The following is a 21,987-nucleotide window of genomic DNA, read 5'->3' on the forward strand; positions in this document are numbered from 1 at the left end:
ATGTACACGCATGAAGACCTATCGAGGTTGCAGGCCCAGTCGCTGAAGATGCAGGGCTGGATCCGCCGCCAGACCTTCAGCCCCTCGAATGAAAAGACGCTGCGCCGCTTTTCCAGTTGGGAGGTGGCCGAACTGATCTTTCGCATCAACCAGTCCACCTTTCGCGGCAAGCTGGCCGCCGATCCGAACCTTCCCCTCGGGGAAGTCGAAGAGGATGGGCGCCAGCGCTGGTTCTCGCTGGACGAGATCAACGAGTTGCGCCGCAGGATCAGGATCAGCCGCAAGTCGCTGATGCCGCCGCGCCCCGAAGGCAAACGCGCCTTCCGCGCCGCCATCGCCAATTTCAAGGGCGGCGCGGGCAAGTCCACGGTGGCGCTGCATTTCGCCCATGCCGCCGCACTGGACGGATACCGGGTTCTGGTCGTCGATTTCGACCCGCAGGCGACGCTGTCCCATTCGATGGGGCTGAACGATGTGGGCGAGGACCATACCGTCTGGGGCATCATGGCCCGCGATCTGGAACGTGAGACCGACCGCATGAACAGTGCCGCCAGTGGCGCCGAGAGCGGAACCGCCCTGCCCCGCCGCAAGCTGCCGGCCTCGATCCGCGACATGGGTCTGGGTACGCTGCGCCCGTCGGATTTCATCAAGCCGACCGCCTGGCCGACCATCGACATCGTGCCCAGCTGCGCCAATGCGGCCTTTGTGGAGTTCGCCAGCGCGCAGTATCGCCACCTGAACCCGGAATGGACCTTCTTCGGTGCCGTGTCGCGGTTTCTGGACGGGCTGGCCGATGATGCCTATGACCTGATCCTGTTCGATTGCCCGCCTGCCATCGGCTATCAGTCGATGAATGCGGTCTTTGCTGCCGACATGCTTTATATCCCCTCGGGGCCGGGATACTGGGAATATGACTCGACCACCAGTTTCATCGGCCAGCTGGCCGAGGCGCTGGAGGATTTGTCGCATGGCTTTGAAAACTTCCCCACGGGGAAGATCGCGCTGCCGAAGGTCTTTTCCGATATCCGCTTCCTGATGACCCGCTATGAGCCGTCAAACGAATTGCATCAGGCGATGTTCAACGCCTTCAAGCAGGTGTTCGGCGACCGTATGGCGGATCACCCGATCGAGCTGACCCGCGCGGTCGAGCAGTCGGGGCGTTTCCTGTCGTCGATCTATGAAATCGACTATCGCGAGATGACGCGGGGCACTTGGCGGCGCGCGCGGGCGACCTTCGATCAGGCCTATGACGAGTTTCGCGGCCATGTGATGGAGGCCTGGGCGCGGCTGGATGAGGCCGAACTGGAGGCGACGGCATGAGCAGGAAACGCCGCATGTTTGATATCGAGGTGCCGGATGACGGGCCGGAAGACTTCCCCGCGGGGAAGGTTGGGCCCGCGCCGGAAACCAAGTCGATGCGTCGGGGGCCGATGGCATCGGCCATTGCCGAGACGGCGGAATCGACCCGAGACCGCGCCGCGCTCGAGGCGCGGATCCGGGCCGAAAACGACGCGCTGGCGCAAGAGCATGTGCGCCTGAAGCGTGCCGGGCTGATTACCGATCTGATCGCGCTGGACGCCATCGACACCACCAAACTGATCCGCGACCGCGCGGCGGGGCCGGATTACGAACTGGCGGAACTGGTCGAGTCGATCCGCGAAATCGGGCTGTCGAACCCGATCCGGGTCGAGCCTGCCGGGGACGGGCGGTTTGAGTTGATTCAGGGCTGGCGCCGCCTGTCTGCCTATCGGCAGTTGCTGGAAGAGACCGGCGACGTTGAAAGCTGGGGCCGGATCCCGGCGGGGATTTCCGCCCGTGGCGACGATCTGGAGCGTCTGTATCAGCGCATGGTGGATGAGAACATGGTCCGCAAGGACATTTCGTTTGCCGAGATGGCGCAGCTGGCGGTTCACTATGCGATGGACCCGCTGACCGCCGAGAATGATCCCGAAAAGGCGGTGGCGATCCTGTTCCGCTCGGCCGGGTATCAGAAGCGCAGCTATATCCGCAACTTCATCACGCTGGTCGAAGCCCTGGGCGAGACGCTGCTGTATCCGCAAGAGATCCCGCGGGCGCTGGGGCTGGCGCTGTCGCAGCGGCTGGCCGAGGTGTCGGGAACGGCAGCGGCGATCAGGGCCGAGTTCAAGGACTGGGACACGCGCTCGATCAAGGAGGAACTGGACGTGCTGCGGCGCTTTGCGGGGCAGGGGGGTGGTGCCGATGCCGCGCCCCAGCGCAGCGCCCCCGCCGCGCCACCGGGACAGACGGCGGGGCAGGCGGCCAAGGCCAAGACCACCTTCCAGATTGCCCGTCCGCAGGGCAGCGCCAAATGCACCGCCGCCAATGGACGGCTGGAGATCCGGCTGGCGCGCGACTTTTCCGCCATCGACCGGCGGCGGCTGGAGGCGGCTGTGGCCTCGCTGCTGGAGCAACTGGAGTGACCTTCCCCACGGGGAAGGTTATCCCTTTCCCTGTCATTGTCAGGGTAATCCGCATTATTGTCTATTACTGCGGATATAAATAACGATCATCAATGGCGGCAAGTGCGCCGGAACTGGCGCGGAAGAACGCGAATGACGTATTCGGGGCGATGTTCATGCCCTTCATGTCGGTGACGCTGCTGTGGATCCTGAACACCAACCGGGTGCCGCCCGCCATTCGCCTGCTGCATGGCGGCCATGAGCTTATGCTGCGTTGCAGAAACGGCGGCGAAGGCCCATCTTTGTATCACCACCAATGATACTTCAGAGACAGGTTTCGCCATGCACCGCATTTTCGCCAGGATCGTCGAATTTTTCGCCATTTTCCGTGCCGCCGCCTCGGTCGCGGCTGCCGCCCGCAACCGTCAGCAGCCCGACCGGCTGGACCTGAACGTGCTGGGCATCGCCGAGGCCAATTTCCGCTCTATCCGGATGTGACCCTTCGCGCCGTTACAGCGTGAAGAAGGCCGCCGCCATGGCCAGCCCGACAAGGGTGATGAACACGCGCAGCGCCGCCATATTGGTGATGCGCCGCGCGGCATGGGCGCCAAGATAGCCGCCCACGGTACAGGCCAGCGCCAGGATCGCCGCCGATTCCCAGGCGATCAGTCCCGCCGCGATATAGGTCGCCACCGACACCGTTGACAGAATGGCCGAGATCACGTTCTTCAGCCCGTTCATCTGATGCAGGTCGGTGAAACCGGTAAAGCCGAAGGCGGCCAGCAGCATGATGCCCAGCCCGCCGTTGAAATACCCCCCGTAAATCGACACCGCCAGCAACAGCGCCAGCGCCGCCCCTCCGGCCAGCCCGCCGCCCGAGCGGGTGAAGCGGCGCAGCAGCGACGGCCCTGTGGCAAACGCCGCCGTCGCGAACAGCAGCAGCCAGGGCACGACGCTGACGAAGATCTCGGGCGGGGTGATCAGCAGCAGCAAGGCGCCCAGAAACCCGCCCAGCACCGCCATTGCGATAATGGCGCGCATCGGGATCGGGCCACGCGATCCGATCTCTTGCCGGTAGGCCCATGCGCTGCCGATATAGCCGGGCAGGGCGGCCAGTGTCGCCGTCGCATTGGCCATCACCGGCGGTACGCCGATCCAGACCAGCGCCGGGAATGACAGGAAGGTGCCGCCCCCCGCGACGGCATTCAGCGCGCCCGCCGCAAGGCCCGCGACGACAAGAACGATAATCGAAAACATGGGACCCTCTTTCTTCGTCGCCAGATTGCCGGTTTATGCAGAAAGTGCAAATGGTGGTACGAGCCGGATTGCACAATTTCCGGCTGAGCCTGTCACAATGCTTTCAAGCATTATGCTTATAGGCTAAGCACGGGCGCGGAGCCGATGGGTTCGAGTATTTCAACGTTGGTTAGCAGAAATGAACATTGTCGGGATCTGCCGCTTTTCACTGGTTGGCCGAGGGGATTGGAAGGCCTATCGCGGCAAAAGCGATGCCGAGGTCGCGGCGATCGCGATGCAGCAGGCGGAACATCTGTTCACCCCCGAACGGATGGAGGCGCGGCTGAAATCCTTCGAACATCTGACGCTGGCCTCGCTGCGGGCGCAGACGGATCAGGATTTCCGTTTCCTTGTGCTGGCGTCAGAGATGATGCCGCAGCACTATCGCGACCGGCTGGAGGATATCTGCGCGCGGATCCCGCAGGTGGTTCTGCGGTTTTTCGGACTGTCCTCTGTCGGCGAGGCCCAGATGCGGGTCTATCGCGAATTGCGCCTGAAGCTGGCCGATACGATCCAGTTCCGGTTGGATGACGACGATTGCCTCTGCGCCGATTACATCGAGCAGCTGAAGGCCCATGCGCAGCCGATGCTGGATTCGCCCGAGCCTTTTGCGATCTCGCTTGGCGGGGTTCTGTATTGCGCCACGGTGGGTAATACGCCCGCGACCTATCACTGGCCGGTCAGGTTTCTGGCGGTGGGGTTGGCGCTGAAACATGATACGAAAAGCATCTTCGGCTTCGGTCATTTCGCGCTGGAGCAGCGGTTCAGGTCCTGCATCATTCCCGACCGTCTGGCGCTGGTGTCCCACAGCGGCATCAACGATACGACCTTCACGCCAGAGATGGCAAAAAAGCGCGGCTTTGTCCTGCTGGATGAGGGCCAGATCGCCGAACGGCTGGCGCAGAACTTTCCGTTTCTGACGGCCCGTGCCAAGGTGCTGGTCGGGCTGCCACGCGCCTTGCAGACCGACGTGCCGATGGCGCAGTCGCATCCGCATCACCCCCCCGTGCCGTTCTGGCTGCATGCGATGGCCACGTCGCGATATCGCAGGGGCTTCTTCATTGCCGAGGACAGCTTTGCGTTGCAGCATACGCGGCGCAAGCGCGATGTCCTTTATGTCGGCTTCGATGATCTGTCCCGCGCGCGTGACAAGAACAGGCTGCGCGACCCCTGGGGTTATGGGCTGGCCGAGCAGCGGCGCTGGTCCAGTCTGGGGGTCATGGCCTTTCGCCCGGACTGGTTCCGCTCGCCCGACTTGTTCGCCCATCTGTTGCGGCTGCGCGACGGGGGTTTTTTCGAGGGCTATCGCAAGGTCGTCTTTTCGGGCGTCTCGATGGGGGCCTATGCGGCCTGCGCGTTTTCTTCGCTGGCGCCGGGCAGCACGGTCATCGCCTTTTCGCCGCAATCCACGCTGGACCCGAAGCTGGCGGATTGGGACCGGCGCTATCCCAGCGGCTCGCGCGCCGACTGGTCCGGTCCCTTCGCCGATGGCGCGGTCGGGCTGCGCGATACCCGCAAGGCCTGGATCGTTTACGACCCCGAGGTTGCCGAAGACCGCAGGCATGCCGAGCGGCTGGCGGGGCGGCATGTCGAGCTGCTGCGCGCGCGCCATGCCGCGCATTTCACGGCGCAGTTTCTGGGTCAGATCGGCGTCTTGTCCCGTTTCGTCGATGAATGTGTCGAAGGCGGGATGACCCCGGCGCGTTTCTATCAGCTGTACCGGCAGGCGCGCAGCTTTCGCCGGTTCCTTGGCGGGGTGACGAAAAAGGCTGTGGCGCGCGACGATCCCCGGCTGGCATCGCGTTTGCAGGTGGCGCTTGCGGCGATGAACCGTCCGGCGATGGCGGCGGAACTGCGCCGCCATCTGGCGGGCAGGGCTGATGGCACGGCCCAGCCTAAGACCGCGGTCGGATAGATGCGATGCGGCCCTTGCCCTGATCGCGCCACGATGTAATAACATCTCATAACCGAATCCGCCAAAGGCCGGACAGACCCGAGATGAACATTCAGACGCCCCAGACCTGCATCAGATTCACCGATCTGACCGTGGGCTATAACAGCCATGCCGCCGTCCATCACCTGTCGGGGCAGATCGGGCGCGGGACGCTGATGGCGATTGTCGGGCCGAACGGGTCGGGCAAATCGACGCTGATCAAGACCATCGTCGGCCTGCTGCCCGCCATGAGCGGTTCCTGCCGGATCACGCCGGGCACCAGCGTCGGCTATTTGCCGCAGCAATCCGAACTGGATCGCAGCTTTCCGGCGCGGGTGGTCGATCTGGTCTCGATGGGGCTGTGGCAGAAGCGCGGGCTGCTGGGCCGCCACCGTGCCTGCGATCGCAGGGCGGTGCGCGATGCGCTGGAGGCCGTGGGTCTGGGCGGTTTCGGCGACCGGTCCATTGACAGCCTGTCGGGCGGGCAGTTGCAGCGGGCGCTGTTCGCCCGCGTGCTGGTGCAGGATGCCGATCTGATCCTGCTGGACGAACCGTTCAACGCCGTTGACGAAAAGACCATCCGCGACCTGATCGTGCTGATCCGCCGCTGGCACGAGGAAGGCCGCACCGTGATCGTCGTCGCCCATGACATGGATCTGGTCCGCGCGCATTTCCCGCAAACCCTGCTGCTGGCGCGCCGCCCCATCGCCTGGGGCGATACGCGAACGGTGGTGACGCCCGAAAACCTGCGCCGCGCCCGCCAGTTTCAGGAACCGTGGGATGACAGCGCGCCCTGGTGCGACCCCGAGGAACATGCCGGTCACAGCCACGCCGCCCATGCTCATGTGCTGGGGCAGGGGGCGGCCTGATGCAGGAACTGCTTATCGCGCCCTTCACCGAATTCGGCTTCATGCAGCGGGCACTGCTGGGGGCGTTGCTGCTGTCGCTGTCGGCCTGTCCCGTCGGCGTCTTTCTGATGCTGCGCCGGATGAGCCTGACCGGTGATGCCATGTCGCATGCCATCCTGCCCGGCGCGGCGGCGGGCTTCATGCTGTATGGGTTGGAGATCGTGCCGATGACCATCGGCGGATTGCTGGCCGGTGCGGCGGTGGCGCTTGGCGCCGGGGCGGTGGCAAGGCTGACGGTGCAGAAAGAGGATGCCTCGCTGGCCGCCTTCTATCTGATTTCGCTGTCCATCGGGGTGGTGATGGTCAGCCTGCGCGGCTCCAGCGTCGATCTGATGCATGTGCTGTTCGGCACCGTTCTGGCGCTGAACGACGCGGCGCTGTGGCTGATCGTTCTGGTGGCGGGGGTGACGGGGCTGACGCTGGCCACGCTGTGGCGGGCGCTGGTGGCGGAATGTCTTGATCCGCTGTTTCTGCGCTCGGTCTCTCGCCTTGGCGGGCTGACCCATTTCGCCTTTCTGGGGCTGGTGGTGCTGAACCTCGTCGCCGGATTTCAGGCACTGGGGACGCTGCTGTCGGTCGGGCTGATGGTTGTGCCTGCCGCCGCCGCGCGCTTCTGGACGCAAAGCGTGCTGCCGATGGCGCTGCTGGCGGTGGCGATCGGAATGCTGTCCTCTTTTGGCGGGCTTTTGCTGTCCTATCACGTCTCGTTGCCGTCCGGCCCGGCGATCATTCTGTGCGCCGGGGCGATCTATGCGCTGTCGGTGCTGTTCGCGCCGCGCGGATTGCTGGTGCCGCTGCTGCCGCGTCGGTCCCACCGGACCGCCTGACCCCATGAAATCAAGGAGATGACCATGAAAAACAGGCTTCTTCCCGGTATAATTTGCTATGTTATAACATCGTTATTTTCCGTCGCCGCGCAGGCCGAGCGGTTGAATGTCGTGGCCAGTTTCTCGATCATCGGCGATTTCGCGCAACAGGTGGGCGGCGAGCATATCGACCTGAAGGTGCTGGTCGGGCCGGGATCGGACGCCCATGTCTATGAGCCGCGGCCGGCGGATGCGATGGCGCTGGCCGGTGCCGATGTGGTGCTGACCAACGGGCTGTCTTTCGAGGGGTTCCTGTCGCGGCTGATCGCGGCCAGCGGCACCGACGCGCCGATCATCGCGCTGACCGAGGGGGCGCATGTGCTGGATGATCCGGCGGGCGGGCATTACCACATGAACGGCGACGAGGCCGTGTTTCACGCTGCCGCACAGGACCCCCATGCCTGGCAATCGGTTGCGAATGCGCAGGTCTATGTCGAAAATATTGCCGAGGCCTTTTGCGCCGCCGATGCCGGGGGATGCGAGGAATACCGGGCGAATGCGGCGCGTTACAATGACGAACTGGCGGCGTTGGACCAGCATATCCGCGACGCGGTGGCGGATTTGCCGCCCGAACGCCGCAGCGTGGTCGTGGCCCATAACGCCTTTCGTTATTTCGAGGACGCCTATGGCATCACCTTCCTGTCGCCGCAGGGGGTCTCGACCGAGGCCGAGGCTTCGGCCGCCGATGTCGCCGGCCTGATCCGGGAAATCCGCCAGCACGATGCCGGGGCGATCTTTGCCGAAAGCATCTCGGATACGCGGCTGTTGGACCGGATCGCCGCCGAGACGGATCTGGAAATCGCGGGCACGCTCTATTCCGACGCGCTGTCGGCAGAGGACGGCCCGGCGCCCGGCTATCTGGCGATGATGCGCCACAACGCCGACTCGATCCTGTCCGCGCTGGCACCGCGCTGACCACTGACGACATGAACAGGAGAACCAGCATGTTCCGCAAATTCGCCACCTCGACCGCCATCGCGATGATCCTTGCGCCCGTCGCCTTTGCGCATGAGGGCCATGACCATGACGACGATCTGACCCATTACCGTGTTTTTGTCGGCGATCACGACAAGCCGCTGGTCACCGCCTTCGATCTGACCGAGCCCGAGCATCGCTGGAGCTTTGATCTTGCCGGTCAGGCAAAGCTGTTTGCGGTCGCCGGTGGCGCGGTCGTGGCGGCGGTGCAGTCGGATGACGATCATGTGCATTTCATCTCCAGCGGGATCGAGTTGCATGACCACGGCGACCATACCGATCTGGAGGTCAGCGATCCGGCCATGCTGGGCGCGCCGCTGACCGGCCCGCGCCCGTTCCATCTGGTCGATCACGGCGGCAAGGTGGTGATCAATTACGACAAGGGCGGTTATGCCGGGATCATCGAGGCCAGCGCGCTGGCAGGCGGCACCATCGGCGAGGCGAATTTCCCGCAATCTTATCCGCATCACGGCTTTGTCGCCCCGCTGGGTCCGGTCTGGCTGGGCACGGTGGCGGCGGATGGAGAGGGCGCGCGGCTGGGTCTGCAACAGTTTCAGGCCGATGGCAGCGCAGTGGGCGATCTGGCCCCATGCACCGGCATTCATGGCGAGGCGTTTTCCGGCGCCTTTCTGGCGGCGGGCTGCGAAGAGGGCGTGCTGACCGCCACCATCGCCGGGGGTGCGCCGGTCTTCGAGATGCTGCCCTATCCCGAGGATTTCCCGCAGGATGTGACAACCGGTACCCTGCTGGGCTCGACCGCGATTCAGGTGTTTCTGGGCAATCACGGCGCTGACGGGCTGGTGGTGATCGACCCGGTGGATCAGCCGCATTTCCGCCGGATCGAGCTGCCCTTCCGTCGCATTGATTTCGCGCTGGACCCGGTGCGGCCCGCGCATGGCTATGTGCTGACCGAGGACGGGACCCTGCACCGCATCGACCTGCTGAATGCCGAAATCGCCGCCAGCGAAAGCGTGACCGAGCCCTATTCGATGGATGGTCACTGGAACGACCCGCGCCCGCGCATTGCCATGGCGGGCGATGAGATCGTGGTCAGCGACCCGCGCGCGGGGCTGGTGCGCCGGATATCGACCGAAGATCTGAGCGAGATCGGCACCATCGAGGTCGAGGGCCAGCCCTATAACCTGACCGTGGTCGGCGGCAGCGGGCTGAGCCACTGACGGCGGTCAGAACCAGCCGCCCCTGAAGGCCGCAAGACCGGCCAGCCCGATCAGCAGGCCCAGCCCGATTTCCAACCCGGCAAAGACCACCGGCGCCCGGCCAAGGCTGGGCGCCGACATCATCACGCCGCGCCGCATCCCCACGGCCATCGCCGCCGCCAGCGCAGTCACCATCGCCGTGCCCACGCCCATGACATAGGCCCCGGCGATGCCCATCCCGGTCAGTTGCAGCCGCCATGTCATCAGCAGCAGGAACAGCGCCCCGGTGCAGGGCCGCATCGCGATGCCCAGCACCAGCGCCAGCATTTCCCGCCAGTTGCGCGCCTGCCGGACCTGATCGGCATCCGGCGCATGGGCATGGCCGCAGCCGCAATGCGCGTCGTGGTGATGATGGTGGTGCGGGCGATTGTCCCGCAGCCGCCGGACGCCGCGCCACAACAACAGCAGCCCCAGCGCGCCGATGGCCAGCGCCGAGAGGGGTTCGATCTGCGTGGCCAGCCCCTCGATCCGGTCGCGCGCCCCGCCCAGCAGCAAGATCGCGCCATGCACCAGCAGCACCGCGACGGTGGCCTGCGCCAGACTGGCGGTGACGGCCAGCCAGACCATCCGCCGCAAGGTGCCGTCATTGGCCATCGCATAGGCGCCCATCACCGCCTTGCCATGCCCCGGCCCCAGCGCATGCAGGAAGCCATAGGCAAAGCAGATCGACATGAAGCCCGTAACCGCCCCCGGCGCGCCCGCGCGCAGACCGCGCAGGGCCCCGGCCAGCGCATTCTGGTAATCGCGCTGCGTCGAGGTGATCCATTGCGACAGACCGGCATCCAGCCCGGCGGCGAAGAACAGCCCCACCAGCGCGGCCAGCGCCAGCAAAGTCAGGATCAGGGCGCGCATTGCAGGCTGACCTCATCGGCGAAAGCATGGCCCAGTTCGGGCATCGGAACCTCGCCGCTGGCGCTGATGGCGTCCAGAGTGGCCAGTTCGTCGGCATAGAGCTTTTGCGCGGCGGACAGATCGGCCTCATCCACGGTGACCCGGCAATCCTCGCGCCCGACGATGCGGGGCGCGGCGGTCAGCGAATAGGCGGTGTAATAGACCGGGTCATAGATCCTGACCGAGACAGGCGCCTCTGCCGGGTCGGGGCGGGCGATCACGGCGCGCAGATGGGTCTCGATCAGGCGGCCGTCGCGATAATGGATCCGCGCCTCCAGCGGCCCGGACAGTTCCAGCGGCGCGCCGTCCTGGGTCAGATACAGATCGCCCTCGAAATCCTGCGGCCAGTCGCGGGCGGCCTCTGTCAGCACGGTCAGCTCGTCCTCGGACAGGTTGCCGTCGGCATCGCCGGCTAACCCCAGATCGCCAAGGATCAGCATCGAGCTGAAATCGTCATAGACCCAGACCACGCCCACCGCGCCCAGACGGCCCTGATCGTCGAAACGCAGCGTCATCCCGGCATCCACGAACATGTGCGGATGCGCGAGGGCGGCCACCGGGGCCAGCGCCACAAGGGCGAAAAGGGGAACGATGCGTAACACGCGCCCACTTAGCGCATGCGGCCGGGGCAAGGCAATTCAAGCCTTGGTGGGTGGGCGGAACGGCGCGAATCGCCCGCAGCGGACCAGAAAAAAACGTGTCGCAGTTGGTTAAATTTGTCACGGTTAACGAATTATTAATATTTTAACGATACGATCTGCGCCTTTTTCTTCGGGACGACACGCTGCCAGATATGCGCCGTCATCTGGATTTGCTGATTGTTAACTTTTGCCGTCGCCAAATCCGGTCATGGCCTGCGCGCACACACATCTTCGGCAAGGCGAGTGACCGGCATTATCGCGCAAATTCATGGCGTTATAGAACACCCTATGCGTGTGTTTGTCGCGATATCGGTCGCTATGAGTGTGCATCCTGTGCAACTATTTGCACGCTATCGGCGAGTTTTTGCTTGAAAGAGAGGAGCGGTTCGGTAAGAAGCCGCTTAGATAGCACATAGATCAATACGGTTCGAAGTAAGCGGTAAACGGTTGTTCCAAGTGATTTTTGCACCCTGCAACGAGTTTTTGCAGGCTCTCTTGGTCTGTTCATCGCCGACGTCGGGCCCCGCCCCGGAGACGGAACGATGAAGAAAATCAGCCTTCCCCTGTTCAACGCATTGGCGGGTCTGGTTCTTGTCATCCTGCTGATGGCGGGGACTGCTCAGGCGCAAGGCCTGACGATGAATATCACCGATACCGATTATGATCCGATCCCTGCGGGCGGGGAAATCAATTACGCGGTTCGTATTCAGAACGGCGGGAATATCCGGACGGATGCGCGGGATATAACTTTAACTATTCCGGCGAATACCACCTATACCGGGATCAGTGGCGGATTGCTGAATTGCGAACCCGCGCCAGCGATCACCGGACCCGCCGACATCACCTGCCAGATCCCCAGCCTCGCCCCGCGCGAGGAGGTGCAGGCGACGGTTCTGGTCGTGCCGAGCCTGGCCGGAACCATCGGTTTCAGCGGGCAGGTCGACGGTCAGGACATCCTGACGCAAAACACCACCGTCACGGTCGGCGCCGATCTGGAACTGGGATTCGTGGCGCCCGCCAGCATTCAGGCCGGGGAGTTCCTGTCCTTTCAGGCGGTGATCACCAATCACGGGCCATATGACGGGGGCAGTACCAGATTCACCATGCTGCTGCCCGCCGCCCTGTCGCATGACATCACCATGCCCGCAGGCTGCTCGATCGCCGGAAATACGGTGACCTGCGACGTTACCGGCCCGATCCCGGCGGATGGGGTGATCACGCTGGATTTCGTAACCCAGGTCCTGACCGGCGACATATGACTCAAGTAAGCGAAAACAATCACTTGCATTGTCTAACCGCCCGGATTCGTTCCGCTGTTTTTCATAGGGTTTCTATAGATTCGTCAAACCGCTTGCGGGGCCTCAACGGAGGACTCGCACATGGATATGCGACATCACGACGATTTCAGCGACCTGCTGGGGGGCACCCCTGAAATAGAGAGAGCCGCAGCGGCTGGTCCCCGCAACGGCTCTAAAATAAGACAGGAAGTCATCCCTGCCAAAGACAATACAGCAATCGCGCCGGCCTCGCAACAGGGTGGTGATCATGATGACCTGCTGGGCGGCGAGACTTTCCCTGCTGATTCGCGCATCTGGACCGCATGGCGCGAAGAGGAAGTAAAAGGGCGCGTCACGAAAGTGCCGTATCGCTCGACCGGCAGCAAATCAGCGTCTGACGATCCGTCAACGTGGATCAATCGCGCCGATGCCCGCAACGTTGCCGCGCGGCTCAAAACTGAGGGGCGCAAGGGCGTGGGCGTCTTTCTTGGCGGTGAAGCCGCCTTGCGGATGGGCGGCGTTGACCTCGACTCCTGCTATGATCCCGTCAGCAAAACGCTTGAACCGTGGGCGCAAGAGGTTGTCGACCGCTTCGCATCCTATGCCGAGATCAGCCCGAGCGGTAAGGGCGTGAAGGTGTTCTTCCACTATGCGCCTGATGATCTGGAACCGCTGAAGGCGGTGATGGGGACCAAGTGGAGCAAGGTATTCTCACGCGGCACCCATCTGGAAATCGCGCTACATCTGGGCGGCGTTGATGGTGTAACCGCCCCCCGACGGCATCTGTGTGCCAGGGTGGGTTTGCGATGATCCACATAGGAGAGCGGTCATGTCGGAGGTTATCACTGTCGGGCTCGATCTGGCGAAGAATGTGTTCCAGGCTCACGGGGCTGATGCCTTGGGGCGTGTTCTTTTTCGCAAGAAACTGAGGCGGGATCAGGTTCTGCCGTTTTTCAGCCAGCAGCCGAGCTGCGTTGTCGCGATGGAAGCTTGCGGTGGCGCGCACTTCTGGGGCCGCGAGCTTGGCAAGCTCGGGCACGAGGTGCGGCTGATCCCGCCTGCCTATGTCAAACCCTTCGTCAAGCGCCAGAAGAACGACATGGCCGATGCCGAGGCCATCTGCGAAGCGGCGACACGCCCGACGATGCGTTTTGTGCCCGTAAAGAGTGAGGAGACCCAGGGGGCGGCAATGGTCTTCCGCATCCGGGAACTTCTGATCCGGCAGCGCACACAGGCAATCAACGCCCTGCGTGGGCATTTGGGCGAGTTCGGTCAGATCGTGCCGCAGGGTGCTGGCAACGCGGCTCGGCTGATTGCGATCATCGAGGACCCCGACAGCGGTCTGCCCGCCGATGCCATCGCCACACTTGATGTGCTGGTCGCGGCGCTCCGACACCTCGAAGCGGAGATCGGGAAGCTGGACGCCGAGATCAGCCGGCGGGCCAAGGATAACGAAGTCGCGCGGCGCTTGATGACAATCCCGGGCATCGGCCCCCTGATCGCAACGGCCATCGCCACACTTGCTCCCCCGCCTGAACTCTTCCGGAAGGGGCGGGACTTTGCAGCATGGCTCGGGCTCACGCCCCGCCAGCACTCGACGGGCGGCAAACAGCGGCTTGGCGCCACGACGAAGATGGGGGAACGGTCCCTGCGGCGCTTGATGATCATCGGCGCCAACAGCGTGGTCATCAAGCGGCACGTTCATGCCTCGGCTCGGCCAGGCACCTGGTTGGGCGGAATGCTGACGCGCAAGCCACCCATGCTGGTGCGGGTAGCGCTGGCGAACAAGATGGCGCGCATCGTCTGGGCTTTGATGGCCCACGGTGACGTCTACAAAGCTCCGGCCGCAGCGGCATAAGCCGTCAAGGTCGCGAGGACGTCGGAGCAAAAGAGGGCAAGGAGACGTTTGGCGCAACGGTCGTGAGACGGGATCAGAGGAACCAGCCTGCAACAAAGTGCCTTCGAGCACGCGGCGTTGATTTGGGACCTGATCCGCGAACACCATACGGGCCGGCGGCATGACGATGGCCGCAACAGAGGCCGGATACATGTCAGCACCCGACAGCGCGCGAAACTGATCCACAAACCCTCTTGCGCAAGGGGCGGTTATACATGTTGCAGAACTCCGTTTTCTGAGGGATTCACACTGCGAATCCAGTGGGCTAAGGGGCGAGTATGAGCAAGCCTGAGCCCACCCGCTACCGCACGATGAACTGGAAGTCCTACAACGATGCCTTGAAGCGGCGCGGGTCCCTTCTGATCTGGCTGGACAAGGACATGGTTTGGCGCGCACCCAAATCCGGATGCAATGGTCGGCCGCCGGTCTTCTCTGATGCCGCGATCCAGTTCTGCTTGATGGTGAAGGTTCTGTTCGGCCTGCCTCTCCGGCAAACGACAGGGATGGTGGCGAGCATCCTTTCGATGGCCGGGCTCGACTGGCGGGTGCCCGATTTCTCGACCCTGAGCCGCAGGCAGAAGCGCATCACGGTTCAGATCACGAGCCGCCGTGCGCCGGGGCCGCTGAACCTGCTGGTGGACAGCACCGGGATCAAGTTTCTTGGTGATGGGGAATGGCTTGCCCGCAAGCATGGCCCGCATCGCCGACGCCAATATCGTAAGGTTCATCTGGCGATGGACACGGCTACAGGTGACATCCGCGCCGTCGAATTCACCTCAAGCCGTGAAGGCGACAGCCCTGTTCTGCCCGACCTGCTCAACCAGATCCCAGAGGATGAACAGATCGGCACCGTCACCGGCGACGGTGCCTTTGACACCCGACGCTGCCACACCGCGATCCTGGATCGAGGCGGCACCGCTATCATCCCGATCCGGAGGAATGGCCGTCTCTGGAAGGAGGATTGCCCCGCAGCCAGGGCGCGCAACGAGATCCTCCGGGCAACCCAGCGCTTGGGCAGGGCCATATGGAAGCGCTGGTCAGGTTATCACGTCCGAAGCAGGATCGAGGCAAGGATGCGCTGCCTCAAGGCCTTCGGTGAACGCATCTCATCACGAGACCCGGACCGCCAGACCGCCGAAATCCATATCCGCATCGCCCTCATGAACCGCTTCAATGCCCTCGGATCCGCCGAGATCAAACGCGTGGCATGAACTCAACGCGGAAAGGGAAAACTGCGCTCACACACTGACTTCTGCAACAACGCCGCCGATATCGCCACCGAGGCGACGGCGACGGTGCGGGTGCTGGCCGATGCGGTCATGCAATGCGCGACCGTGCTGGGCCGGGTCTTCGACGATGCCGACCAGAACGGCCATATGAGCCAGTCGGCCGAGGAACGCGGTCTGCCCAATGTGCGGCTGGTTGCGCCCAACGGGCTGGCGATCAACACCGATGCGCATGGCCGCTTCAACGTGCCCTGCGCGGCGCTGCCGCAGGCGATCGGCTCGAACTTCATGCTGAAACTGGACGAGCGGACCCTGCCTGCAGGCTATCGCCTGACGACCGAGAACCCGCGCGTCGTGCGCCTGACCCCCGGCATGATCACCCGGCTTGATTTCGGGGCGACCATGGCGCGGCTGGTGCGGGTCGATCTGGCGGCCAATGCCTTTGACGGCGCCGATATGGGCGCACCGTTGCAGGCCGGTCTGCGTCAGCTGGTGGCCGAGATCCGCGACACGACCAGCATGTTGCGCATCACCTATCTGCTGTCGCCGGGCGAAGCCGAGCAGACCGCACGTCAACGCTTGCGGCAGGTTGACCGCAGCTTGCGCGATCTGTGGCGCGGCAACGGTCAATACAAGCTGAACATCGAAACCCTCATTCAACGCGTGGGAGAGGCACAATGAAGCGGATAAGTTTTTCGCCTTCCGCTTTGCGGGTCGTTCTTGCCGGTGGTGTGGCGGTGTCGGCGCTGATGGGCGCGACCGGATCGCAGGCCGATGGTTGTCGCGCCGATGGCGTGGATTACGCGGGCGATTGCAGCCATTACAATGCGGGAACCGTGGTCAGCCGCCCGGTGCAGCCGAATGTCTCGGAAGGTCCGGCGCCGGCACTGGGGGATATCGGCTTCTCGATTTCCATCGACGCGGTCGAGGCCGGACCCGACGCCCCGCGCCGGACCATCGCCGGGGCGCCCGCGCGCCCCGAGCGGATGCGCGAGATCGACCGGCTGCTGGATCTGGCCGGGGTTGATCTGACCTATGACGGGCTGGGCGGCAGGCCGCGACTGGCCGTCGCCACCGCCGATCTGCGCGAAAGCTTCGTGGCGGGCGAGACGGTGACGTTCCGGGCCTCGGCGAACTATCCCGCATGGATCAGCCGGGCCGAGGTGGTCGTGACCGATATTCGCGGCCGCACACTGGCCGCCGTGCCGATCCGCCCCAATGGCGTGGCGGATTGGACCATGCCCGCCGAGGGACCTGACGAGTTCCTGTATTTCCTGCGCGTCTCGGACAGCGGCGGCAGGCGGGACGAGACCCGCAGCCTTGCGCTGTCGCGTGCCGCCAGCGTGATCGCGCCGGACCTGACCGGCCCGGTGACGGCTGCGGCCGAAGGCGACGACATGACCGCGCGGCGCGGCATCCCGGTGCAGGGCGGTGCGATCACCGTGTCCGGCCACGCCCCCGCCGGGCAGATGGTGCAGGTGTTGGGAGAGGCCGTGCCGGTTGATCCCTCGGGTCGCTTCGTGGTCCAGCGCATCCTGCCGCCCGGCACGCATGGGGTGGCGATCGCGATCGACGGACGGCGGATGGACCGCTCGGTCACCATCGAGAAATCGGAATGGTTCGCGACCGGCATCGTGGATGTGACCGTTGGTCGCCATGACGGCGATACCTGGCGCATGGGCCGCCTTGCCGGTTTCGCGCAGGGTACGCTGGCCAATGGCACGCGGATCACCGCCTCGGTCGATACGCGAGAGGCCGAACTGCGCGATCTGTTCCGCAATTTCGGCCGCAAGTTTCCCGACCAGACCCTGCGGTCGATGAAATCCGAGGATGTGTTCAACACCTTCGGCGACGATTCGCAGATGACGGAACTGGCGCCATCCTCGGGGCGGTTCTTCCTGCGTGCCGAACGCGATGGCAGCCACCTGCAATGGGGTGATTTCAAGCCGCAGGATTCGGGCGATCTGACAGTGCGTTCGGACCGGGCGCTTTACGGTGCCTCGGGCGAATACCGCTCGCTTGACGTGACCGCGCAGGGGGACAGCCGGCTGCGGGTTTCGGGCTATGGGGCGCAGGCCGACAGTCTGATGCAGCGCGACGTTCTGCGTGCGACGGGGGGCAGCGCCTATTTCCTGTCGCGTCAGGATCTGCTGGTGGACAGCGAAACCATCACGGTCGAGGTGCGGTCGCGCACCACCGGCCTTGTGGTCGAAACCCGCCGCCTGACCGAGGGTGCGGATTACCGCATCAACGCGGTGCAGGGCGTGGTGATCCTGAATGCCCCGCTGTCATCTTCGGTTGGTGGCGAGGGGCTGGTGTCGAACAATCCGCTGGGGGATTACGACGTCAATCTGGTGGCGCAATATGAATATGTGCCGACCACGGGCGAGGTCGATGGCTACAGCGCCGGGCTGCGTGGTGAATACTGGGTGGGCGATCATGTTCGCGTCGGCGCCTCGGCGCTGCGCGAGACGACCGGGCTGGCCGATCAGGAACTGATCGGGGCCGATATCCTGCTGCGCGACGGTGAAAGCCGGGAATTGCTGCTGGAATATGCCACCAGCGAAGGGCCGGGCTTTGGTTCCAGCTTTTCGCTGAATGGCGGGCTGGATCTGGAAAGTGGCGACGGGCTGAACCCGTCCGATCCCAGCTATGGCCTGCCGGGCCTGCGCGCGGATTCGTGGCGTATCGCCGGGCGCACGGATCTGGCCTTTGCAGGATTGCGCGGAGAAATTGCGGGTTATTATGACCGCAAGGATGCGGGTTTTTCCTCGCCCGATCACGATATCCAATACGATCAGAAGGCCTGGGGCCTGTCGGGCCATGTGGCGCTGACGGCGCGGACCGACCTGACCTTCGGGGGCGAGGCGCTGCGGCGCGATGACGGCAAGCGCGAGGAAAAGGCGCGGCTCGGCTTTGCCCATCAAATCAGCGAAACATGGGGGCTGGAGGGCGAAATCGCCCGCGATCACCGCGACGAGGCCGGATCGCCCGATGATTTCGGCAACCGCACCGATGCCGCGCTGCGCCTGACATGGGCGCGCGACGAGGATCTGTCGGTCTGGGTCTTCGGGCAGGCGACGCTGTCGCATGACCCGACGCGGCACAGCAATGATCGCGGCGGTATCGGGGCCAGCGCGCGGCTGACCGACCGGGTCGAGGTGCTGGCCGAGGTTTCGGACGGCTCTCTGGGTACGGCGGGGCGGGTCGAGCTGGGCTATCGCCCGAATGCCGACAGCGTCACCACCATCGGTTACCGGCTGGACCCGCTGCGGCGTTTCGATGCAACGGATTTCAGCGGGCGGGATCGCGGCAGTCTGGTCTTTGGCAGCAGCTCGAAGGTGAACGACCGCTGGTCCTATACCTCGGAAAGCACCTACAGCGCCTTCGGCACGCGGCCTTCGCTGACCTCGGGCTACGGCGTCACCTATACGCCGGATCAGCGCTGGCGTTTCGACGCGATGGTGCAACATGGCGAAAGCACCGAATCCGATGGCACAAGCCTGAAGCGGCGCGGGCTGTCTTTGGGCACGCGCTATAGCGAGGGCGACGTCATGGGCGCCGGGCTGCGCGGCGAATGGCGTCACGAGGAATCCAACCGCCCCGATAATGAGCTGGACCGCGATACCTGGCTGGTCTCGGGCTTTTACGAGAACAAGGTCAGCGAGGACTGGCGCTTCGTTTCCTCATTGGACAGCGTGATCTCGGACAGCGACCAAAGCTCTTTCCGCAATGGCCGCTATGTCGAGGCACGGCTGGGCTATGCCTGGCGGCCGGTATCGAATGACCGGGTGAACGGGCTGTTCAGCTATACCTATCTTTACGACATGCCGGGTGCCGATCAGGTCAATATCGACGGCGATATCGAGGGGCCGCGCCAGAAAAGCCATATCCTGAACGCGGCGGTCAACTGGCAGGCCAGCCCGGTCTGGACGCTGGGGGCGAAATACGGCTATCGCATGCGCCGGGCGGCGGAACGCGGCAGCGACACGTTCGTCCGCAGCGAGGCGCATCTGGGCGTGCTGCGCGCCGATTATCACGTCGTCCACAACTGGGATGTCATGGCCGAGATCCGCGCGCTGCATACGCCCGGCTCGAACACGACGGAAAAGGCGGCGCTGGCGGGGGTTTACCGGCTGTTCGGCGATCACCTGCGGGTCGGGGGCGGTTATCTGTGGGGCAAGGTCTCGGACGATCTGCGCACCATCGACCTGCCGGATCGCGGGGTGTTCCTGAACATCACGTCGCAGTTCTAGGGAGGCTGGCCGGTTCTATCCGGCCAGTTCGATATCCTGCGTGGCCGCGGCGACCTCGCCGCTGTCATCGGTCCAGATCATGCGCAACTGCCCGCTGCGCAGGGCGGCGAAGGTGAACTCGATATAGGGGTTTTGCGAGATCGCGGTTTCGGGCTGCCATTCCAGCAGCAGATCATCGTCCAACAAGGCCTGAAACCGGGTCACGATATTCATCGGCAACGGCTCTCCATCGGGGCCAAAGCGAAAGCCGGTCTCCATCGGGTGAACGATCTGCGCGCGGACCCGCAGGATTTCACCCTTTTCCGGGGTCTCGTTGCTGATCCAGATACGCGGGGGTCTGCTCATGCCTTCGGCCCCTTACATGCCACAGCCGCCGGCGGCGACGGTGATATCGGCGCGCGCCTCAAGGAAACGGCCGTCATTCATTCGCGCGATCGCCCGCAGCCCCATGCTTTCCATCAGCCGCACGCGCAGCGCGACATCGACCGAGCCGGTCAGCGGCGTGAACCGGAACCGGCAGGCCAGCGGGCGGGGATTGCGTTGGGCCAGCACGATCAGCTCCTCGCAGTAATTCGTTTCACTGACGGCTTCGGTCAGATGCACCCGGACCGGCACGGCGGCCGGATTGTCGCCAAGCGCGGGCAGATCCAGCGCCAGCCCTTCGGCCAGCGGCACCGCCCCGCCCAGAAATTCGGCGGCGATGCGATCGGCTTCGGCATCGTCGGGTTGCGGCGTGGCCTCGCTGACGATCTGCGCGGCGGCACCAAGCGGCACCATGCCGCATACGAGGCCCGCGCCAAGCGCGGTTCCCGTCAGCAGCAGCCCCCGGCGGTCGATGTCAGCGCAGGAAGTCATCGAACATCCCGTTCACCCAGACGAAATCCTCTTCCAGCAGGTCGGGCGTGCGTACGTCGATGTCGATCTGGTTCTGATGCACCAGCCCGTCGGCGCCGACCTCATAGGTGAACTCGACCGAGATCGCCTCGCGCGGGTCGCCATTGACCAGCATATAGCACAGGTTGTCGGGCAGTTCGGCCACGACCTCTTCGTCGCGCACCCGCTGGCCGATATTGCGCGCCACGATCTTGGCGATGTAATTCGCGACATGGGCGCTTTTCGGGTAATGCCCGAAATGCGGCGAGATCGCCCCCATGCTGTCGCCGACGATATAGACGCTGTCGTCGGCATTGGCGTGGAACAGGCGCTGATCCATATCGGCCCAGCCGGTCGGATTGCCGTTTTCATCCTTGCCGATCAGATCGGCGTGGAACAGCATCTCCGACGCCTGATGCGGCGGCATGATCACGGCCTCGTCGAAATCGAAATCGCCCGCCTCGGTCATGATCCGCTTGTTCCAGGGATCAAGCTCGCGCACCCGCGCATTCGGCACATGGGTGATGATGTCGGGATACAGTTCCTCGAAGGCGGCGCGGTAACCGGCGCTGATCGGCGCGATCCCCGGCTTGGGGTCAAGGATCAGGATCTTCGCCGGGATGTTGTTCACCTTGAAATGCCACGCCATGACGCAGGCGCGTTCATAGGGCGAGGGCGGGCAGCGATGCGGCGGCGGCGGCAGGGTCATCACGATGGTGCCGCCCTTGAAGTCGCGCAGCATGTTCTTCAGCTTCAAATGCTCGGCATTGGCGATATAGGCCGAGGGGAAATGCGTCCGGGTATATTCCGCCGCCTCATGGTCGTCGCCGAACCACGCGTCATAGGCGTTGCGGATGCCCCCGGCCAGGATCAGGAAATCGTAATCCACATTTCCCTTCGAGGTGCGCACGATCTTCTTGTCACGCTCGAACCCGGTCACTTCGCATTGCACAAGGCGATAACCGTGGTTGTTCGCCGGGGCCAGCATGTCATGGGTCAGGAAGGCGGTGTCCACCACGTCGATCAGCCATTTGTTCGACATCGGGCAGGACCAGAAGATCGGGTTGCGCTCCAGCACGATCACCTCGGCGTCGGGCAACTGGTCGCGCAGATGTCGGGCCGAAGACAGCCCGCCCCAGCCGCCGCCGCAGATCACGATCCGCGGCCCCTTGCCGGTTCGCGGCATCAGCGTGGTGTCGGATGTCAGCGCAGCCGGTGCGGCAAGGGCGCCCCGGCCCAGCAATCCCATCCCAAGGGCCAGCGATGGGGCGGCTGTAAGAAGTGTGCGGCGACGGATCATCGGGTCAATTC

21 protein-coding genes are annotated in these 21,987 nt (G+C 64.2%); 15 read left to right on the forward strand and 6 right to left on the reverse strand.

The genetic code is table 11. The features are described from left to right. The 4 genes from JHW40_RS20365 to JHW40_RS20380 all read left to right on the forward strand — a co-directional run bounded on the left by JHW40_RS20365 (position 1) and on the right by JHW40_RS20380 (position 2,918). Positions 1-1,320 (forward strand): AAA family ATPase, encoded by a 1,320-nt coding sequence (locus tag JHW40_RS20365; RefSeq protein ID WP_090615832.1) that lies wholly within the window; start codon positions 1-3, stop codon positions 1,318-1,320. Further along, a complete protein-coding gene (locus JHW40_RS20370; protein ID WP_090615829.1) occupies positions 1,317-2,441 on the forward strand; it encodes a ParB/RepB/Spo0J family partition protein in 1,125 nt (374 codons plus the stop codon). The genes JHW40_RS20365 and JHW40_RS20370 overlap by 4 nt, the downstream gene beginning before the upstream one ends. 92 nt (positions 2,442-2,533) lie before the next feature. Then, positions 2,534-2,740: a hypothetical protein gene (locus tag JHW40_RS20375; protein WP_090615825.1), complete on the forward strand. Its 207-nt coding sequence runs from the start codon at positions 2,534-2,536 to the stop codon at positions 2,738-2,740. Positions 2,741-2,762: 22 nt separating this feature from the next. Continuing rightward, on the forward strand, positions 2,763-2,918 hold the full coding sequence (locus JHW40_RS20380) for a hypothetical protein (protein WP_170851912.1): 156 nt from the start codon (positions 2,763-2,765) through the stop codon (positions 2,916-2,918). Between the two features lie 12 nt (positions 2,919-2,930). Here JHW40_RS20380 and JHW40_RS20385 read toward each other — a convergent pair whose 3' ends face one another. Next, on the reverse strand, positions 2,931-3,677 hold the full coding sequence (locus JHW40_RS20385) for a sulfite exporter TauE/SafE family protein (protein ID WP_090615822.1): 747 nt from the start codon (positions 3,675-3,677) through the stop codon (positions 2,931-2,933). Between the two features lie 178 nt (positions 3,678-3,855). Here JHW40_RS20385 and JHW40_RS20390 point away from each other — a divergent pair, with 178 nt between their 5' ends. The 5 genes from JHW40_RS20390 (at position 3,856) to JHW40_RS20410 (ending at position 9,576) form a co-directional block, all read left to right on the forward strand. After that, positions 3,856-5,631, forward strand: coding sequence for a glycosyltransferase (locus JHW40_RS20390; protein ID WP_090615818.1), 1,776 nt, complete (start codon positions 3,856-3,858; stop codon positions 5,629-5,631). Between the two features lie 83 nt (positions 5,632-5,714). Continuing rightward, positions 5,715-6,518 (forward strand): zinc ABC transporter ATP-binding protein AztA, encoded by an 804-nt coding sequence (aztA, locus tag JHW40_RS20395; RefSeq protein ID WP_090615815.1) that lies wholly within the window; start codon positions 5,715-5,717, stop codon positions 6,516-6,518. Then, positions 6,518-7,384 (forward strand): zinc ABC transporter permease AztB, encoded by an 867-nt coding sequence (gene aztB, locus JHW40_RS20400; RefSeq protein WP_090615812.1) that lies wholly within the window; start codon positions 6,518-6,520, stop codon positions 7,382-7,384. Before aztA ends, aztB begins: the two co-directional genes overlap by 1 nt. A gap of 24 nt (positions 7,385-7,408) precedes the next feature. Continuing rightward, complete coding sequence (gene aztC / locus JHW40_RS20405; protein WP_211657383.1) at positions 7,409-8,338, forward strand: zinc ABC transporter substrate-binding protein AztC; 930 nt, start codon at positions 7,409-7,411, stop codon at positions 8,336-8,338. Between the two features lie 29 nt (positions 8,339-8,367). Then, on the forward strand, positions 8,368-9,576 hold the full coding sequence (locus JHW40_RS20410; RefSeq protein WP_090615804.1) for a metallochaperone AztD: 1,209 nt from the start codon (positions 8,368-8,370) through the stop codon (positions 9,574-9,576). 6 nt (positions 9,577-9,582) lie between these two features. Here JHW40_RS20410 and JHW40_RS20415 read toward each other — a convergent pair whose 3' ends face one another. Together JHW40_RS20415 and JHW40_RS20420 are read right to left on the reverse strand one after the other, a co-directional pair. Continuing rightward, entirely contained in the window at positions 9,583-10,467 is an 885-nt protein-coding gene (locus JHW40_RS20415; protein WP_090615801.1) for a nickel/cobalt transporter, read from the reverse strand. After that, positions 10,455-11,108, reverse strand: coding sequence for a DUF1007 family protein (locus JHW40_RS20420; protein WP_170851911.1), 654 nt, complete (start codon positions 11,106-11,108; stop codon positions 10,455-10,457). The genes JHW40_RS20415 and JHW40_RS20420 overlap by 13 nt, the downstream gene beginning before the upstream one ends. A 581-nt stretch (positions 11,109-11,689) precedes the next feature. Here JHW40_RS20420 and JHW40_RS20425 point away from each other — a divergent pair. The 6 genes from JHW40_RS20425 to JHW40_RS20450 all read left to right on the forward strand — a co-directional run bounded on the left by JHW40_RS20425 (position 11,690) and on the right by JHW40_RS20450 (position 19,803). Next, positions 11,690-12,406 carry a hypothetical protein gene (locus JHW40_RS20425; RefSeq protein ID WP_090615792.1) on the forward strand — a complete coding sequence of 239 codons (717 nt, stop codon included), beginning with the start codon at positions 11,690-11,692 and terminating at the stop codon, positions 12,404-12,406. A gap of 120 nt (positions 12,407-12,526) precedes the next feature. Beyond that, positions 12,527-13,234: a hypothetical protein gene (locus tag JHW40_RS20430; RefSeq protein ID WP_090615786.1), complete on the forward strand. Its 708-nt coding sequence runs from the start codon at positions 12,527-12,529 to the stop codon at positions 13,232-13,234. Positions 13,235-13,253: 19 nt separating this feature from the next. Continuing rightward, on the forward strand, positions 13,254-14,282 hold the full coding sequence (locus tag JHW40_RS20435) for an IS110 family RNA-guided transposase (RefSeq protein ID WP_090618173.1): 1,029 nt from the start codon (positions 13,254-13,256) through the stop codon (positions 14,280-14,282). Between the two features lie 317 nt (positions 14,283-14,599). Continuing rightward, on the forward strand, positions 14,600-15,532 hold the full coding sequence (locus JHW40_RS20440; RefSeq protein WP_026155396.1) for an IS5-like element ISPpa3 family transposase: 933 nt from the start codon (positions 14,600-14,602) through the stop codon (positions 15,530-15,532). 84 nt (positions 15,533-15,616) lie between these two features. Further along, positions 15,617-16,228 carry a hypothetical protein gene (locus JHW40_RS20445; RefSeq protein ID WP_139208237.1) on the forward strand — a complete coding sequence of 204 codons (612 nt, stop codon included), beginning with the start codon at positions 15,617-15,619 and terminating at the stop codon, positions 16,226-16,228. Further along, a complete protein-coding gene (locus JHW40_RS20450) occupies positions 16,225-19,803 on the forward strand; it encodes a hypothetical protein (RefSeq protein WP_139208236.1) in 3,579 nt (1,192 codons plus the stop codon). The genes JHW40_RS20445 and JHW40_RS20450 overlap by 4 nt, the downstream gene beginning before the upstream one ends. Before the next feature lie 15 nt (positions 19,804-19,818). Here JHW40_RS20450 and JHW40_RS20455 read toward each other — a convergent pair whose 3' ends face one another. The 3 genes from JHW40_RS20455 to JHW40_RS20465 are packed head-to-tail and all read right to left on the reverse strand — an operon-like array spanning position 19,819 to position 21,973. After that, positions 19,819-20,148, reverse strand: a complete 330-nt coding sequence (locus tag JHW40_RS20455) for a thiosulfate oxidation carrier complex protein SoxZ (RefSeq protein ID WP_090616508.1) — start codon at positions 20,146-20,148, stop codon at positions 19,819-19,821. A gap of 12 nt (positions 20,149-20,160) precedes the next feature. After that, positions 20,161-20,658: a thiosulfate oxidation carrier protein SoxY gene (locus tag JHW40_RS20460; RefSeq protein ID WP_090616504.1), complete on the reverse strand. Its 498-nt coding sequence runs from the start codon at positions 20,656-20,658 to the stop codon at positions 20,161-20,163. Continuing rightward, positions 20,642-21,973, reverse strand: coding sequence for an FAD-dependent oxidoreductase (locus tag JHW40_RS20465; protein ID WP_090616537.1), 1,332 nt, complete (start codon positions 21,971-21,973; stop codon positions 20,642-20,644). Before JHW40_RS20465 ends, JHW40_RS20460 begins: the two co-directional genes overlap by 17 nt. Positions 21,974-21,987: the final 14 nt, after the last annotated feature.

This window comes from Paracoccus alcaliphilus (assembly GCF_028553725.1).
Classification (GTDB): Bacteria; Pseudomonadota; Alphaproteobacteria; order Rhodobacterales; family Rhodobacteraceae; genus Paracoccus; species Paracoccus alcaliphilus.

Excerpts from the sequence above, each read along its gene's own strand:
- JHW40_RS20365 (WP_090615832.1), top strand. The coding sequence starts at position 1 with ATGTACACGCATGAAGACCTATCGAGGTTGCAGGCCCAGTCGCTGAAG.
- JHW40_RS20375 (WP_090615825.1), top strand. The coding sequence starts at position 2,534 with ATGGCGGCAAGTGCGCCGGAACTGGCGCGGAAGAACGCGAATGACGTA.
- aztB (WP_090615812.1), top strand. The coding sequence starts at position 6,518 with ATGCAGGAACTGCTTATCGCGCCCTTCACCGAATTCGGCTTCATGCAG.
- JHW40_RS20440 (WP_026155396.1), top strand. The coding sequence starts at position 14,600 with ATGAGCAAGCCTGAGCCCACCCGCTACCGCACGATGAACTGGAAGTCC.
- JHW40_RS20415 (WP_090615801.1), bottom strand. The coding sequence starts at position 10,467 with ATGCGCGCCCTGATCCTGACTTTGCTGGCGCTGGCCGCGCTGGTGGGG.
- JHW40_RS20450 (WP_139208236.1), top strand. The coding sequence starts at position 16,225 with ATGAAGCGGATAAGTTTTTCGCCTTCCGCTTTGCGGGTCGTTCTTGCC.
- JHW40_RS20430 (WP_090615786.1), top strand. The coding sequence starts at position 12,527 with ATGGATATGCGACATCACGACGATTTCAGCGACCTGCTGGGGGGCACC.
- JHW40_RS20380 (WP_170851912.1), top strand. The coding sequence starts at position 2,763 with ATGCACCGCATTTTCGCCAGGATCGTCGAATTTTTCGCCATTTTCCGT.
- JHW40_RS20370 (WP_090615829.1), top strand. The coding sequence starts at position 1,317 with ATGAGCAGGAAACGCCGCATGTTTGATATCGAGGTGCCGGATGACGGG.
- JHW40_RS20410 (WP_090615804.1), top strand. The coding sequence starts at position 8,368 with ATGTTCCGCAAATTCGCCACCTCGACCGCCATCGCGATGATCCTTGCG.
- aztC (WP_211657383.1), top strand. The coding sequence starts at position 7,409 with ATGAAAAACAGGCTTCTTCCCGGTATAATTTGCTATGTTATAACATCG.
- JHW40_RS20435 (WP_090618173.1), top strand. The coding sequence starts at position 13,254 with ATGTCGGAGGTTATCACTGTCGGGCTCGATCTGGCGAAGAATGTGTTC.
- aztA (WP_090615815.1), top strand. The coding sequence starts at position 5,715 with ATGAACATTCAGACGCCCCAGACCTGCATCAGATTCACCGATCTGACC.
- JHW40_RS20425 (WP_090615792.1), top strand. The coding sequence starts at position 11,690 with ATGAAGAAAATCAGCCTTCCCCTGTTCAACGCATTGGCGGGTCTGGTT.
- JHW40_RS20460 (WP_090616504.1), bottom strand. The coding sequence starts at position 20,658 with ATGACTTCCTGCGCTGACATCGACCGCCGGGGGCTGCTGCTGACGGGA.
- JHW40_RS20390 (WP_090615818.1), top strand. The coding sequence starts at position 3,856 with ATGAACATTGTCGGGATCTGCCGCTTTTCACTGGTTGGCCGAGGGGAT.
- JHW40_RS20385 (WP_090615822.1), bottom strand. The coding sequence starts at position 3,677 with ATGTTTTCGATTATCGTTCTTGTCGTCGCGGGCCTTGCGGCGGGCGCG.
- JHW40_RS20455 (WP_090616508.1), bottom strand. The coding sequence starts at position 20,148 with ATGAGCAGACCCCCGCGTATCTGGATCAGCAACGAGACCCCGGAAAAG.